Consider the following 16,325-nt stretch of genomic DNA (forward strand, 5'->3'; position numbering starts at 1 on the left):
CCTCCAAACGGAGGTCTTTTTTCTAGGCGACTCGATTGAGTACCGAACGCAATTTCAAAGGTTTCACCGGTTTGGCGATAAAACTAAACCCATTGGCTTTAATGCCTTCCATCATGTCATCGGTTCGATCGGCACTGATGATCACCCCTTCAAAACGGTTACCCAGCCGCAAGCGGCATTGCTGCAACACTTCTAATCCTGTTCGACCATTGTCTAAACGATAATCGGAGAAAATCACATCCGGCAGCCAATCGTCTTCGATCGCTTTCAGACTCTCAACGATGTCGGTCGCAATGCGAATATCACAGCCCCAACGTGAGAGTAGATTTTCCATTCCGACCAGAATATCTGGCTCATTATCGACACACAGCACACGAATATGGCTCAAGTCAGATTGTGCACTCTTCACTGCTTTGACTGCCGGAATGTGCACCTTCTCTGCTTTATCTAAGGTAATCGAGAACACGCTGCCTTGACCAAACCAAGAACGCATCGAGATTTCATGCCCTAGCACTTGAGCAATACCTTTCGAAATAGCCAAACCTAACCCTAAACCTTGGTCAGAACGCACTTGAGTACCACGATTAAACTCTTCGAAGATCTCTTGCTGTTTCTCTTCTTCGATCCCCATGCCGTTGTCCCATACATCAATACGCACTCGCCCTTGTACGCGACGAACACCGAGCGCCACTTTGCCATTCGGGCTATATCGGAACGCATTGGTAAGGAAGTTCTGCACCACGCGGCGCAGCAATTTCGGGTCAGATTTCACCATCAAAGATGATGGGATCATGGTGAACTCAATGCCTTGTTGTTTCGCCAGCGCACTGAATTCCGCATTCAAGTTAGCTAATACATCATTGACCGCAAAGCCATGCACATTGACGTCCAACTTGCCCGATTCCAAACGTGAGATATCCAGCAAATCACCAATCAAATCTTCCGCGGCGCCTAATGCACTCTCGATGTGAGTCGACAGCTTTTGGGTTTCACTGTCTTTGGCAACTTCCGACAACGAAGAGGCAAACAGACGAGCGGCGTTCAACGGTTGCATCAAGTCATGGCTTACCGCAGCCAAGAAGCGCGACTTGGACTGTGACTCATGCTCAGAACGTTGGGTCGCTGCCACCAGTTGTTTGTTCAATTGTTCCAACTCACGAGTACGAGCACGAACGCGTTCTTCTAGTGTCTCATTGGCGTCTTTCAGAGCTTGCTCTGCATCGCGGAACACGGTGATATCGGTAAAGCTCATCACGAAGCCACCACCAGGCATTGGGTTACCTTGCACTTCAATTACGCGACCATCTGGACGCACACGGGAAGAGGTATGTCGCGTGCCTTGATCAAGGTGATAAACGCGGCGACGAACGTGGTCTTCAGGGTCACCCGGACCACATAAACCTTGCTCAGCATTATGACGAATCACATCCGCAATCGGACGCCCGACCTGAATCAATCCCGGCGGGAAAACAAATAACTCCAGATAGCGTTGGTTCCACGCCACCAGCCTTAGTTGCTTGTCGACCACTGCGATGCCTTGCCCAATGTGTTCAATCGCACCTTGCAATAAGCCACGACTGAAATCGTACAGCTCTGAGGCTTCATCAACGATGGTCGCCACTTCCTCAAGCTGCATGTTTCTGCCTTGCAAAGCAGAAGTAAGTACTAACTTAGCTGAAGAGGCACCAAACACACCAGCAAGGACACGCTCGGTGTGTCGAATCAAGGTAGAGGGAGCTTGTTGATTGGGAAGCAGCTCTTCGCGTTGCTGACTCCAATAGGTTTGGAAGGCAGATTTCACTCGCGTTCGTCCGACAAATCGAGAGGCTAACATCTCCAGTTCACTGACCGTCACACGGCTCTGATACAAGCTGATGTTTTCACTTTCAGGCAACGGCGTACCAACGAATGACGCCGATTGTAAGCGTTCACTTATGCTTGGGCGCGTAGCTAGTGATACCGCAACAAAACACGCGGTATTCGCCACCACGCTGAGGATCATGCCCCAGTCAGAAACAGCAATACCAAAGCCTGCCAATAAATCAGGCGGAGTGATCAACCAAATCAGCAAGTTGTTGCTTGCATCGCCCGCCAGCATGTCGGTTTGGCTCATCAAAGTAATCAACCAAATGGTGAAACCCACCAGCAAACCCACATACACGCCTTTCTTGTTGCCCTGACGCCAGTACATACCGCCAAGCAGAGACGGAGCGAACTGGGTAATCGCTGCAAACGAGAGAAAACCTATCGCAGAGAGTGAGTGGATACTATCTAAAGCCTGATAAAAGCCCCATGCTCCAATCAAAAGAAGCAGAATAAGTCCGCGACGTATACGTAATAACAGCGTAGAAAAATGATGATGATTGCGTTTTGATAACTTCATCCGACGCAGAATCAGTGGCATCACCAAATCGTTAGATACCATGATTGCTAAGGCAATGGTCGAGACGATAACCATGCCACTTGCCGCGGAAGTACCGCCCAAGAATGCCAGCAAGGCGATGTCATTCGCGCCCACCGCCATCGGCACGCTGATCACGTACGTATCGGCAGGGCTGCCACTCAGTAGGCTTTGCCCTACCCATGCGATTGGCAGAACGAAAATGCCCATCAGAATCAGATACAGTGGGAACAACCAACGAGCGACGTGTAAGTCTTGCGCGCGTTCATTCTCGACCACCATGGTGTGAAACTGACGTGGCAAACAGACAATCGCCAGCATGGTCAGAATGGTATGAATCAACAAGGTCGGAATGTTGGGGGACTCATAGGTTTCAGCAGCAATATCGGCAAGGTGGAAGCTTTCGGTATCCATCGCGAGCCAAACAATAAATACGCCCACCACTAAAAACGCCACCAACTTAAGCACTGATTCAAACGCAATCGCCATCATCATGCCGCGGTGGTGTTCGGTGTTATCGATATGACGCGTACCAAACAGCATGGTGAAGATCGCCATCGCCCCGACCACAAACCAAGACACGCTGTAGTTTTGATAACTGAGATCAGATGCTAAATCTGGCGCGATGATCTCCAACCCCATGGTGATGCCACGCAGTTGCAAAGCGATATATGGAAGGATGCCTGCCACGGCGATTAAAGTCACAACCACCGCCAAGCCTTGCGATTTGCCATAGCGGGCGGCAATGAAATCGGCAATGGAAGTGATGTGTTCGCGCTTGGCAATCAAGATAAGCCGAGCGAGGACGCGCCAGCCGATGGTAAACACGATTATAGGCGCAATATAAATGGGTAGGAAGGACCAAGGATTGTTGCTCGCCTGCCCGACCGTGCCGTAGAAGGTCCACGACGTACAGTACACCGCAATCGACAAACTGTAGATCCATGGTCGCCAACGCGCTAACCATCTCTTTTGTTTGTCACCGTACCAAGCGATTAAAAACAGGATTCCCAAATACGCCAAAGAAACGGGAATCACTAGCCATCCTTGCATCCGATATCCTTTCTTACTTTTCTTGCCTTTCTTGCTGTTTTTAAAGCAAGGAATAAAAAACCTCTCCATAATGGAGAGGTTTCATTTAACACTGCTTTTACAACAGAGACAAAGGTTAGTTTTTAATCTCTGTCACAGAAGCTTAATTCTGTGCTTCGGGAGCATTAGCTGAGAGATCAACCACATTACTTTCATCATTTTGAGGCTCAACTTTGATAAACAGTGCAATAAAGCCCATCGCCGCCATCAACCAGAAGATATTCGCCCCCCAGTGCTCATAGCCCCAACCACTGATCACCGTCATCAACGCGATAAACGCACCAAGTGGGATTGCGTTATACAGTGCCTGCAATGCCACCATCTTGTTCTCAGCTGAGTTCTGGATGTATTGAATCGCGGCAATGTGCGCCATTGCAAACGTCACGCCGTGAAGCATTTGCACTACCACCAACGCCAAAATAGAGGTCGTAGACGCAGTCATGCCCCAACGTAGCATCACACCACCAGCCGCAACCACAAACAGAGTGCGTAAAGACCAGCCAGCGAATAGACGCTTACTCAGAGCAAACACAGCAACTTCAGCTGCCACGCCCAAGCTCCATAAGTAGCCAATCACATCTTCTGAGTGACCCGCTGCTTTCCAGTGAATCGCACTAAAACCGTAGTACGCCGCGTGGCTGCCTTGGATTAACGCCATCAACACAAGGAACTTCACGACCGGCTTATCCGTAAGCAATGTAGAAAGTTTTGGACGTTCAGCATGTTGACCATCGCGTGTCACAGGCATTGGGTTAGTGCTACGCATCGCGAGTAATAGCGAGATAAACACACCGACCATCGCCGTGTACAAAATCATGTCAGAGCCAAACTCTGCCACCAAGTAACCCACCACAGTCGAGCCTGCAATAAAGGCAACCGAGCCCCACAAACGGGTACGACCGTAATCAAGCATTTTCAAACGAGCGTAGTAGTTCGCCATCGCATCAGACAGAGGCACGACAGGACCACAACACAAGTTGAACAAGACGGTGGCAAGCGCCATTAACCAGAAGTTGCCGCCAGTGAAAAAGTGGAAACCAACAAAAATGAGGGCAGCAAAGCTCAACCAACGTAGGGCAGGCATGATGTGTTCGACTTTATGTAGACGTGGGGTGAGTACCATGTTCGCCACACAGCGCGTCGCCAAACCTAGACCAACTAACAGACCAATATCTGTTGGAGAAACGCCCTGCTCTTTAAACCACAACGACCAAAATGGCAGATACACGCCATACGCAAAAAAGAATCCGAGAAAGTACTGGGAAATCCAGCCATACGGAGAGGGTTTCAACATCACTGACATCCTAAAAAACGACAAAAACTAACGACTTCCGCCACGTAAACGTTTGGGACGCGGAATTATGGATCGCAATGCGTAATAGAAAAAGGGAAGAATCGGCAACTTACCGTTTCCTCAATGGCACAGGGTCTCGAAATGCAAAATTAGATTGTGACGATTTAGACCAAAGTCGTCTGGCTTCGACAGGGAAATTTGTCAGACTTAGAATGTGTTCCCACCAAATTTAGGTGCTCTCATGCCTGACAAATTTAATATGCAATCTCCACCGTTCGACCGCCTGACTGACGCACAGCAAAATCGACTGCGCTCGTCTCTTGATGTGGCGTACTACCGAACGCGAGATGTCATCTTAGCTTGTGGGCAAGACAACCCTCACCTGCACGTGCTGATTAAAGGCGCTGTAGAAGAGCGCTCAAAAGATCAAGACGAAGTGTTTGCTCACTACGCTAACGACGACATGTTTGATGTACGCTCTTTGTTTGAAGAAAGCGTGCGCCATCAGTATGTGGCACTGGAAGATACCCTCTCGTACTTGCTGCCCAAAGAAGTGTTTCTTGAGCTGTATAACGAGAACGGACAGTTCGCTGCCTACTTCGATAACAACTTATCCAAACGCCAAGCCCTCATTGAGGCCGCTCAACAACAGCAAAACCTAGCGGAATTCATTCTGACTAAAGTAGATAGCAGCATCTATCATCCACCGATGCTATTGGCACCTGATATGCCAATTAATCAAGTCACCAAAACACTTAAAGACAATGGCATTGATGCCGCTTTGGTTCAGCTTAACCAAGATGACCCGCGCTTAGAGCAATATCCATCGGCGCATCCCTACGCGATAGTGACGCGAACCAATATGCTCCATGCCGTAATGCTTGACGACCACTCACTCGATACGCCAGTAAGTGAGATAGCCACCTTCCCTGTTTATCACGTGGATGATGGTGACTTCTTGTTTAACGCCATGATCACCATGACGCGCAATCGCATGAAGCGTCTAATGGTGTGCGAAGGCAGTCAAGCGGTCGGTATGTTGGACATGACGCAAATCCTCAGTGCGTTTTCCACTCACTCACACGTACTGACACTCAGTATTGCTCGAGCCAGCAGCGTGGGAGAGTTAGCCCTTGCTTCTAATCGACAGCGTCAGTTGGTGGACAGCTTGCTAACCAATGGCATCCGTACTCGCTTTATCATGGAGCTGATATCTGCCGTAAACGAACAAATCATCGAAAAAGCGTTTGAGCTTGTGGTGCCACCAGCACTACACGATCACTGCTGTCTGATTGTGCTTGGCTCGGAAGGTCGTGGAGAGCAAATCCTTAAAACGGATCAAGATAATGCATTGATCATCCAAGATGGGCTGGAATGGGAACATTGCGCCGAAGTGATGCAAACCCTCACCCATACCTTGCAACAACTGGGTTATCCACTCTGCCCTGGCAAAGTCATGGTTAACAATCCGAAGTGGGTCCGAACGCAGCAAGACTGGATTAAAACGCTCGATGGTTGGATTGCTAAAGCACAGCCAGAACAAATCATGGATTTAGCCATCTTCAGCGACGCTCATGCGGTCGCAGGCAATCGAGAGTTGCTCACACCTATCGCCGAGCACCTCAGAGACAGCATGGAAGATCGCATGTTGATTCTGTCCGATTTCACTCGCCCCGCTCTGCAGTTTTCCGTGCCTCTTACTCTATTTGGCAACGTAAAAAGTGCCAAGGACGGGCTGGATATTAAGCGCGGCGGCATCTTCCCAATTGTGCATGGTATTCGCACTTTGGCATTGGAATACGCGATTGAAGAGAAGAACACCTTCGAGCGTATCGAAGCACTGAGAAACAAACGCATCTTAGAACCAGAAACCGCCGATAACCTCAATGAGGCGCTGAAGCTGTTCTTCAAGATCCGTTTGAACCAGCAATTGAGTAAGCAGGAAGCACTCAACAACATCGACATCAAACAGTTAGACAGGACAGAACGAGACCTGCTACGCCACAGCTTACACGTGGTGAAAAAGTTTAAGCAGTTCTTAGGCTTCCATTATCAAATCCGTGATTAGAGTCTTTTAGGCAAATAAGACGAGAGGTAACAGGGATGAATTGGCTACAAAGGAAATACTGGCATTACAAGCTGAAAGGATCACCTTATCAGCCACTGTTTTGTTCGCCGCAAAAAGGCGAGTTTGTCTCTCTCGATTGCGAAACCACCAGCTTGGATCCCAACCGTGCCGAGCTGGTCACCATCGCTGCGACAAAAATCATCGACAATCGCATCATCACCAGCAAACCGTTCGAAGTTCGACTGCGCGCCCCACAATCACTCGATTCAGGCTCGGTAAAAATTCACCATATCCGCCACCAAGATTTGGTGGATGGTATCAGCGAAAAAGAAGCGCTCATCAAGTTACTCGACTTTATCGGTAATCGCCCTTTGGTTGGCTACCACATTCGCTATGACAAAAAGATCCTCGACCTCGCTTGTCTGAGGCATTTAGGCTTCCCACTCCCTAACCCGCTTATCGAAGTGAGCCAGATTTATCACGACAAGCTCGAACGTCATTTGCCTAACGCCTACTTCGACTTAAGTCTTGATGCAATTTGTAAGCACCTCGAGCTGCCGATTCAAGACAAACACGATGCCCTGCAAGACGCAAAATCCGCGGCTTTGGTGTATGTGCGTCTAACCAAAGGCGATTTACCAAACCTGAGTGTGCCTTATACCCAATAGGTTCAATACTCAGCTTTCGGTCCACCTCCCACATTCGCTTTTATTTCAGCAATATCGCGGCGCATTCCTCACTCTCATCCTAAAGTCTAATTGTGGAAATACGCGCTGTGACTGACAGTTATATGCACAGCAACGTTCTTGATGAATCACAGACTAAAGAACGGAAACCGCCCTACAAAAGACGAAGGTCGAGAATTAAAGGCACAAGGAGAGAAGCCATGAGCGAAGCCCACGTTTATCCGGTAAAAGAAAATATTAAAAACCATACGCATGCGGATAATGACACTTACCTAGCCATGTATCAGCAGTCGGTAAGCGACCCTGAAGGCTTCTGGAGCGAACACGGTAAAGTTGTCGATTGGATTAAGCCATTCACTCAAGTTAAAAACACCTCTTTCGATACTGGTCACGTCGACATTCGTTGGTTCGAAGACGGCACGCTGAACGTATCTGCAAACTGTATTGACCGCCACCTTGCCGAGCGTGGCGATGAAGTCGCGATCATCTGGGAAGGCGATGATCCTGCTGACGACAAAACCCTCACATTCAATGAACTACACAAAGAAGTGTGTAAGTTCTCTAACGCACTAAAAGAGCAAGGCGTGCACAAAGGCGACGTGGTTTGTCTTTACATGCCAATGGTGCCAGAAGCGGCTATCGCAATGCTGGCATGTACGCGTATTGGTGCAGTTCATACCGTGGTATTTGGTGGTTTCTCACCAGAAGCCCTGTCCGGTCGTATCATCGACTCAGATGCGAAAATCGTAATCACTGCTGACGAAGGCGTTCGTGGTGGTCGCGCAGTACCACTGAAGAAAAACGTTGATGAAGCACTGACGAACCCAGAAGTAAAAAACATCGACAAAGTTGTCGTTCTAAAACGCACGGGCGGCGACATTGATTGGCACGAGCACCGTGACGTTTGGTGGCACGAAGCAACGGCTGTCGTTTCTGATGTGTGCCCACCAGAAGAGATGAAAGCGGAAGACCCTCTATTCATTCTTTACACTTCAGGCTCAACAGGTAAACCAAAAGGCGTGCTGCACACCACAGGTGGTTACCTAGTATACGCAACCATGACCTTCAAATACGTGTTCGATTACCAAGAAGGTGAAACGTTCTGGTGTACGGCGGATGTGGGTTGGATTACAGGTCACACTTACTTAATTTACGGTCCACTGGCGAACGGTGCGAAGACTATTCTTTTCGAAGGTGTACCAAACTACCCAAGCACGGCTCGCATGAGTGAAGTGGTTGATAAGCATCAAGTAAACATTCTCTACACTGCACCAACAGCGATTCGTGCACTAATGGCAAAAGGTAACGAAGCGGTAGCCGGAACATCTCGTTCAAGCTTGCGTGTAATGGGCTCAGTAGGTGAACCTATCAACCCTGAAGCATGGGAGTGGTACTACAAGACCATCGGTAATGAGAACTCACCTATCGTTGATACTTGGTGGCAAACAGAAACAGGCGGTATCTTGATTGCGCCACTACCGGGTGCCACAGACCTGAAACCAGGCTCTGCAACTCGCCCATTCTTCGGCGTACAACCTGCGTTAGTGGACAACATGGGTAACATCATCGAAGAAACCGCTGCAGAAGGTAACTTGGTGATCCTTGATTCATGGCCAGGTCAGATGCGTACCGTTTACGGCGACCATGAGCGCTTTGAGCAAACCTACTTCTCTACCTTCAAAGGCATGTACTTCACCAGTGATGGGGCTCGTCGTGACGAAGACGGTTACTACTGGATCACTGGTCGTGTAGATGACGTATTGAATGTGTCGGGTCACCGCATGGGTACCGCAGAGATTGAATCAGCACTGGTTGCACACGATAAGATTGCAGAAGCGGCGATTGTCGGTATTCCTCATGACATCAAAGGTCAGGCAATTTACGCTTATGTCACGCTTAATGATGGTGAGTTCCCATCAGCGGAATTACATAAAGAAGTAAAAAATTGGGTGCGCAAAGAGATTGGTCCAATCGCAACACCAGACGTGCTGCACTGGACAGACTCGCTACCGAAAACTCGCTCCGGCAAGATCATGCGTCGTATCTTGCGTAAGATTGCAACGGGTGATACCAGTAACTTAGGAGACACTTCTACACTGGCCGATCCAAGCGTAGTAGACAAGCTGATCGCAGAAAAAGCAGAACTGGCATAACACCCAACCCTGTTTTAAACGCTAGTCTCAAAGCCGCCATTGCATATGGCGGCTTTTTTGTGTGTGGATGCAAAATAAACCACAAAAGAAACGTGGCAATTATGTTGTTTTTGTTAACTGGGTTACAGAAATGGCGGGGGCTATTGGGAGATTAGACCAGTAAATTGCTGCTAATTGCTGTGAATTAGCTATAATCTTGGTCGATTTTTTAAAATTTGCGCGGTTTTAACAAAAAAATCGTGCTGATTTATCGTATATTTGAGAATATAAACGTTCTGCTCACGATAAAGGAAGATAGCAACACAATGTCTGCAAAGTCACGGATTCTTGTTCTAAATGGGCCAAATCTTAATCTATTAGGCCTGCGTGAACCGACACACTATGGTAACAACACCCTAGCACAGATTGTTGACGCTTTAGCTGAACAGGCTCACAAGTCTGGGGTGGAACTTGAACACCTGCAATCTAATCGTGAGTACGAGCTGATTGAAGCGATTCATGCCGCGTACGGCAAGGTGGACTTCATCATTATCAATCCAGCAGCCTTCACTCATACCAGTGTTGCGCTGCGAGATGCACTACTTGGCGTAGCCATCCCATTTATCGAGGTGCACCTATCGAACGTTCATGCCCGTGAGACGTTCCGTCACCATTCTTACCTCTCTGATAAAGCGGAAGGGGTAATTTGCGGTTTAGGTGCGCAAGGTTATGAATTTGCTCTGTCTGCAGCAATTGCGAAATTGCAGGCAAAGTAGACCAAACACTCTGCAGCCCGTTAGGGTTGTCTTAATCACAAGATAAAAGAGAAAGAAAAGATGGATATTCGTAAAATCAAAAAGCTAATTGAGTTAGTTGAAGAGTCTGGCATTGCTGAGCTAGAGATTTCTGAAGGTGAAGAGTCGGTGCGAATCAGTCGTCACGGCGCACCCGCTGCTCCAGCACCAGTTCATTACGCAGCAGCTCCAGTAGCAGCACCTGCTCCAGTGGCAGCACCGGTCGCTGACGCTCCAGCGATGGCAGCAGAGGCACCAGCAGCAGTTCCTGCAGGTCACCAAGTTCTTTCTCCAATGGTTGGTACTTTCTACCGTTCTCCAAGTCCAGATTCAAAGTCATTCGTTGAAGTTGGTCAGAGCGTAAATGCTGGCGATACACTATGTATCGTTGAAGCGATGAAAATGATGAACCAAATTGAAGCGGACAAATCAGGTGTTGTAACTGCAATCCTAGTTGAAGACGGCCAGCCAGTTGAATTCGACCAACCACTAGTTGTAATCGAATAAGCGGGGCTTGCCTTATGCTAGATAAAGTAGTCATCGCGAACCGAGGTGAAATTGCACTTCGTATCCTTCGCGCTTGTAAAGAATTAGGCATTAAGACTGTGGCAGTACACTCGACTGCTGACCGCGATCTTAAGCACGTACTACTCGCAGACGAAACAGTATGTATCGGTCCAGCTCGTGGTATCGACAGCTATCTGAACATCCCTCGCATCATTTCTGCAGCAGAAGTGACGGGTGCGATTGCGATTCACCCAGGTTACGGCTTCCTATCTGAGAACGCAGACTTTGCTGAACAAGTAGAGCGCAGCGGTTTCATCTTCGTTGGTCCTAAAGCAGACACCATCCGCATAATGGGTGACAAAGTGTCAGCAATCAACGCAATGAAAAAAGCTGGCGTTCCTTGTGTACCAGGTTCTGACGGTCCACTAGATAACGACGAAGACAAAAATAAAGCCCACGCTAAGCGTATCGGCTACCCGGTAATCATCAAAGCTTCTGGTGGTGGCGGTGGCCGTGGTATGCGCGTTGTTCGCTCAGAAGGCGATCTTATTGAAGCTATCGCAATGACCCGTGCAGAAGCAAAAGCGGCGTTCAACAACGACATGGTTTACATGGAGAAATTCCTAGAGAACCCTCGTCACGTTGAAGTTCAGGTAATTGCTGATGGCCAAGGTGGCGCGATCCACTTAGGTGAACGTGACTGCTCTATGCAGCGTCGTCACCAGAAGGTTGTTGAAGAAGCTCCAGCACCAGGTATCACTGAAGAGATGCGTAAGTACATCGGTGAACGTTGTACACGTGCATGTCTAGAAATCGGTTACCGCGGCGCAGGTACGTTCGAATTCCTATACGAGAACGGTGAGTTCTACTTCATCGAAATGAACACTCGTATTCAGGTTGAGCACCCAGTAACAGAAATGGTTACCGGTGTAGACCTAATCAAAGAGCAGCTGCGCGTTGCAGCAGGTCAGCCACTGTCATTCACTCAGGATGACATCAAGATCCGCGGCCATGCGATTGAGTGTCGTATCAACGCAGAAGACCCAGAGCGCTTCCTACCTTCACCAGGTAAGATTGAACGCTTCCACGCGCCAGGCGGCATGGGTGTTCGTTGGGAATCCCACATTTACACAGGCTACACAGTACCACCTCATTACGATTCAATGATTGGTAAACTGATCACTTACGGTGAGAACCGTGATGTAGCGATTGCACGTATGAAGAACGCACTAGGCGAGATGATCATTGAAGGCATCAAGACTAACGTTACTCTACAAGAGTCAATCATGAATGATGAGAACTTCCAGCACGGTGGTGCAAACATTCACTACCTAGAGAAGAAGCTAGGCCTACAATAAGCCTTCGCTAACCTCATAATAAATGCCCACATCTGTGGGCATTTTTGTTTTGTATAAAGTCTATACTCAAACAAATCGTAGAGTTCTGGTAAACTCTGTGCCACTTCATTCACCTTAAGAGCAAAAACAAATGCCTTGGATTCAAATCAAACTCAACGCGACCAATGAAAACGCTGAGCAAATCGGCGACATGCTAATGGAAGAGACTGGTGCGCTGTCTGTAACATTCCTAGACGCGCAGGATACGCCCGTATTCGAACCTCTACCTGGCGAGACTCGCTTATGGGGCGATACTGACATTCTGGCACTGTACGATGCAGAAGCAGATACAAACTTCATCATCACTCAAATCAAAGCAAGCAGCATGCTAGCAGACGATTTTGCTTACAAAGTAGAACAACTAGAAGACAAAGACTGGGAGCGCGAATGGATGGAAAACTTCCACCCAATGAAGTTCGGCGAACGTCTATGGATTTGTCCAAGTTGGCGTGATGTTCCTGAACCAGACGCGGTTAATGTTATGCTTGATCCTGGTCTGGCTTTCGGTACGGGCACCCACCCTACGACTGCACTCTGCCTAGAATGGCTAGAGAGTTTAGACCTATCTGGTAAAACGGTTATCGACTTTGGTTGTGGCTCAGGCATCCTTGCGATCGCTGCGATCAAACTTGGCGCAGGTAAAGTTATCGGGATCGATATTGATCCTCAAGCTCTTCAAGCTTCTCGCGATAACGCTGAGCGCAACGGTGTTGCTGACCAATTAGAAGTGTACCTACCTCAAAACCAACCTGAAGGCCTGATCGCTGATGTGGTTGTTGCTAACATTCTTGCTGGTCCATTACGTGAACTTGCACCTATCATTAAAGGTTTGGTTAAACCAAATGGTGACCTGGCGATGTCGGGTGTTTTAGACACTCAAGCAGAAGACGTAGCGAACTATTACCGTGATGAGCTTCACATTGATCCAATCGCGGAGCAAAGCGAATGGTGTCGTATCTCCGGTCGTAAGCAAGGCTAGACAAGGTTTTCAGGGCTAATTGTTTGAATTTCATACAAATTACAAAAACAATTTGTAAATGCTCAAATATTAGTCTTTTCACGCAGTAAAAAAATGCGTAAAATGCGCGCCCTTGCTGGTACAGAACTGTGATGACGTTTTGAAAATCGGAAACTATCAACTTAAGAACAATCTAATCGTAGCCCCTATGGCTGGTGTAACGGATAGACCGTTTCGCGAGTTGTGTCTTCGCTATGGTGCGGGAATGGCCGTCAGTGAAATGATGTCTGCTAACCCGAAACTATGGGGAACGTCAAAGTCGAAACAGCGCATGGTGCATGAAGGCGAATCGGGCATTCGCTCTGTACAGATTGCCGGTTCCGATCCACAGCTTATGGCCGACGCGGCTCAATTCAGTGTTGAAAACGGTGCGCAAATCATCGACATCAACATGGGCTGCCCAGCAAAGAAAGTGAATAAGAAGCTGGCGGGTTCTGCACTGCTTCAGTACCCAGACATCATCAAAGAGATTTTGACTGCGGTAGTGGACGCGGTAGACGTTCCTGTAACGTTAAAGACCCGTACTGGCTGGAACACAGAAAATAAAAACTGTGTTCACATCGCTAAATTAGCCGAAGACTGCGGCATACAGGCTCTTGCACTGCATGGCAGAACAAAAGCGTGTATGTACAAAGGTGAGGCCGAATACGACAGCATTAAAGCGGTTAAACACGCTATATCCATTCCGGTTATCGCAAACGGTGATATCGATAGCCCGGAGAAAGCGAAGTTTGTACTGGAGTACACCGGTGCAGACGCTTTAATGATTGGACGCCCTGCCCAAGGTCGTCCTTGGATTTTCCAGGAAATCCATCACTATTTGGAAAACGGCACCACAATGGATGAGCTTCCAAGTGAGGAAGTGAAAACCATTATGCTTGGTCATGTTAACGCTCTGCATGATTTCTATGGAGAGTTCTTAGGTCCACGTATCGCGCGTAAGCACGTTGGTTGGTACCTAAAAGAGCATGAACAAGCGAGTGAGTTTCGCCGTACCTTCAATGCTATCGATGCAGCTGAGCTGCAGCTTGAGGCATTAGAGGGTTATTTTGATAACGTTGCATCATAATTAAGAGAAGAGCTAGACCGAATATGTTCGAACAAAATCTGACTTCAGAAGCATTAACAGTAACTACAGTAACGTCACAAGACCAGATTACTCAGAAGCCTTTACGTGACTCTGTTAAAGCGTCTCTTAAAAACTACCTAGCTCAACTAAACGGCCAGGAAGTAACTGAACTATACGAATTAGTTCTAGCTGAAGTTGAACAGCCACTATTAGATACCATCATGCAGTACACTCGCGGTAACCAAACTCGCGCAGCAACTATGATGGGCATCAACCGCGGTACTCTTCGCAAAAAACTTAAAAAGTACGGCATGAACTAATATCAGTTCATACAGTAATTTTGTAAAAAAGGCTTAGTCAGCAATGGCTAAGCCTTTTTTATTAGCTTCAAGCTCCTGACACTTCAACTCTTCCAAACGCTTCTCCCTCACCTTTGTACAAACATTAGTCAAGTCTGATGCTTTGAACTGTGATCAGTATTGATTGTGAACTCAATACAAACAGATATAATCAACAACTTACATTGGATAAAGGAACTAACCTCATGATTTACAAAGAAAGGGACGATTGGCTTCATGCCATTTTGAATACCCTCCCTGATCATGTCTTTATCCTCAATGAGCAAGGCCACTATATCGAAAGTTTCGGTGGTACTTACCATTCAAAACACTTCAATGCACAAAGCTACACCAACCTCACGTTAAACGATGTTTTATCGCCGAGTAAAGCCGCTGAGTTAATCGGTTATATTAACGATGTGCTTCGCTCTAACGAGCCTAAGGTCGTCAAATACAGTATCGCTCTGCAAGACCACCTTTTAATGCCAATAGAAGAACTAGAAGCATTAGAGAACCCAGAAGAAACGTGGTTTGAAGCGATCATTAAACCCGTAGAAAGCATTCAAGGTGATGAAAACTTGGTGATTTGGTCCGTGCGTGATGTCACGAAAACACATCTGCTAGAAAGGCGCCTCAAAGAGCTCTCAGAGACAGATGAATTAACAGGTGTGCTGAATCGCCGAGCATTCCTAACAAGCCTAGATAGGTCTCTGAGCTCGCATTCGCATCCATCTCAAACCCTAACTTGCGTTATGATTGATATTGATCACTTCAAAGAGATCAACGATCAGGTTGGGCACTTCTCCGGCGATCAAGTGATCAATCATGTGGCCAAGATTTGCCAACGTGCAATCCGTGGAACTGACTTTATTGGTCGTTTAGGAGGGGAAGAATTTGCTGTGATCCTAACCAACACCAGCGCAATACAAGCCTATGAGATAGCAGAAAGGATCAGACAAGCGATCCAAAACGCGCCATGCAAAATAGATGGTATCGAAATCAGTACAACGGTTAGCATTGGTATCGCGGAGTATGACGGGCAAGTATTGAGCGCAAAAGAACTTATGATTAACGCAGATAAAGCCATGTATTACTCGAAACATTCAGGCCGTAATCAAGTAACACTTCATCATGCTAGTATCCCTGACATCAAATTACAGCATTCAACAAACTTAAGAATCCAAAAGGTTTCCTAACCCTTCTGCTTTATCATCCATACCTTACACTAACTTATCCACGTCTCCCTCAACACGCTCACACGCAGCTCTTATGCTTAAATCTAGTATGGAACCAGACAAGCTCAATATGTTTTAACAACAAGCTTAAGGCTGTTCTAGAGTGATATTGCGAGAGGCTAGGTAGTGCGTTAGCACTATCTCATGATAAATATAGTAAACAGGAAAGATATACAGACTTTAGAAAGTGATGTGTCTTTATAGAGGAGTTCTCAAATTTACTTTGCTCCAAATGCAAAAAAGCCCACTCTTTCGAGTGGGCTTCTTCAAATTTAAAGCCTGGCGATGTCCTAC

At 47.5% G+C, this 16,325-nt stretch carries 12 protein-coding genes; 10 read left to right on the forward strand and 2 right to left on the reverse strand.

Features of this window, described 5'->3' with window-relative positions; all coding sequences use genetic code 11:
- Window positions 1–22: 22 nt before the first annotated feature.
- Both BCT11_RS16755 and BCT11_RS16760 read right to left on the reverse strand, forming a co-directional pair.
- Window positions 23–3,454, reverse strand: a complete 3,432-nt coding sequence (locus BCT11_RS16755) for a PAS domain-containing hybrid sensor histidine kinase/response regulator (protein ID WP_102388783.1) — start codon at window positions 3,452–3,454, stop codon at window positions 23–25.
- 142 nt (window positions 3,455–3,596) lie between these two features.
- Complete coding sequence (locus tag BCT11_RS16760) at window positions 3,597–4,787, reverse strand: 3-phenylpropionate MFS transporter (protein WP_102388784.1); 1,191 nt, start codon at window positions 4,785–4,787, stop codon at window positions 3,597–3,599.
- Window positions 4,788–5,028: 241 nt separating this feature from the next.
- On the opposite strand from BCT11_RS16760, the gene BCT11_RS16765 reads away from it, so the two are divergent.
- From BCT11_RS16765 to BCT11_RS16815, 10 genes are all read left to right on the forward strand, one after another.
- On the forward strand, window positions 5,029–6,855 hold the full coding sequence (locus tag BCT11_RS16765; RefSeq protein WP_038882009.1) for a DUF294 nucleotidyltransferase-like domain-containing protein: 1,827 nt from the start codon (window positions 5,029–5,031) through the stop codon (window positions 6,853–6,855).
- 35 nt (window positions 6,856–6,890) lie between these two features.
- Entirely contained in the window at window positions 6,891–7,523 is a 633-nt protein-coding gene (locus BCT11_RS16770; RefSeq protein WP_005440406.1) for a 3'-5' exonuclease, read from the forward strand.
- Between the two features lie 218 nt (window positions 7,524–7,741).
- On the forward strand, window positions 7,742–9,694 hold the full coding sequence (gene acs / locus BCT11_RS16775; RefSeq protein ID WP_102388785.1) for an acetate--CoA ligase: 1,953 nt from the start codon (window positions 7,742–7,744) through the stop codon (window positions 9,692–9,694).
- Window positions 9,695–9,999: 305 nt separating this feature from the next.
- Window positions 10,000–10,449: a type II 3-dehydroquinate dehydratase gene (aroQ, locus tag BCT11_RS16780; protein WP_038882011.1), complete on the forward strand. Its 450-nt coding sequence runs from the start codon at window positions 10,000–10,002 to the stop codon at window positions 10,447–10,449.
- A 60-nt stretch (window positions 10,450–10,509) separates the two neighbouring features.
- A complete protein-coding gene (gene accB / locus BCT11_RS16785) occupies window positions 10,510–10,974 on the forward strand; it encodes an acetyl-CoA carboxylase biotin carboxyl carrier protein (RefSeq protein ID WP_039974237.1) in 465 nt (154 codons plus the stop codon).
- A gap of 14 nt (window positions 10,975–10,988) precedes the next feature.
- On the forward strand, window positions 10,989–12,332 hold the full coding sequence (gene accC / locus BCT11_RS16790) for an acetyl-CoA carboxylase biotin carboxylase subunit (RefSeq protein WP_038870929.1): 1,344 nt from the start codon (window positions 10,989–10,991) through the stop codon (window positions 12,330–12,332).
- 130 nt (window positions 12,333–12,462) lie between these two features.
- On the forward strand, window positions 12,463–13,350 hold the full coding sequence (prmA, locus tag BCT11_RS16800) for a 50S ribosomal protein L11 methyltransferase (protein WP_039974236.1): 888 nt from the start codon (window positions 12,463–12,465) through the stop codon (window positions 13,348–13,350).
- Between the two features lie 139 nt (window positions 13,351–13,489).
- Complete coding sequence (dusB, locus tag BCT11_RS16805; protein ID WP_032803127.1) at window positions 13,490–14,458, forward strand: tRNA dihydrouridine synthase DusB; 969 nt, start codon at window positions 13,490–13,492, stop codon at window positions 14,456–14,458.
- 23 nt (window positions 14,459–14,481) lie between these two features.
- Window positions 14,482–14,778, forward strand: coding sequence for a DNA-binding transcriptional regulator Fis (fis, locus tag BCT11_RS16810; protein ID WP_000462885.1), 297 nt, complete (start codon window positions 14,482–14,484; stop codon window positions 14,776–14,778).
- Window positions 14,779–15,002: 224 nt separating this feature from the next.
- Window positions 15,003–15,992: a sensor domain-containing diguanylate cyclase gene (locus BCT11_RS16815; RefSeq protein WP_102388786.1), complete on the forward strand. Its 990-nt coding sequence runs from the start codon at window positions 15,003–15,005 to the stop codon at window positions 15,990–15,992.
- The last annotated feature ends 333 nt before the right edge of the window (window positions 15,993–16,325 follow it).

The organism is Vibrio sp. 10N.222.52.B12, assembly GCF_002875385.1.
Taxonomy (GTDB): domain Bacteria; phylum Pseudomonadota; class Gammaproteobacteria; order Enterobacterales; family Vibrionaceae; genus Vibrio; species Vibrio jasicida.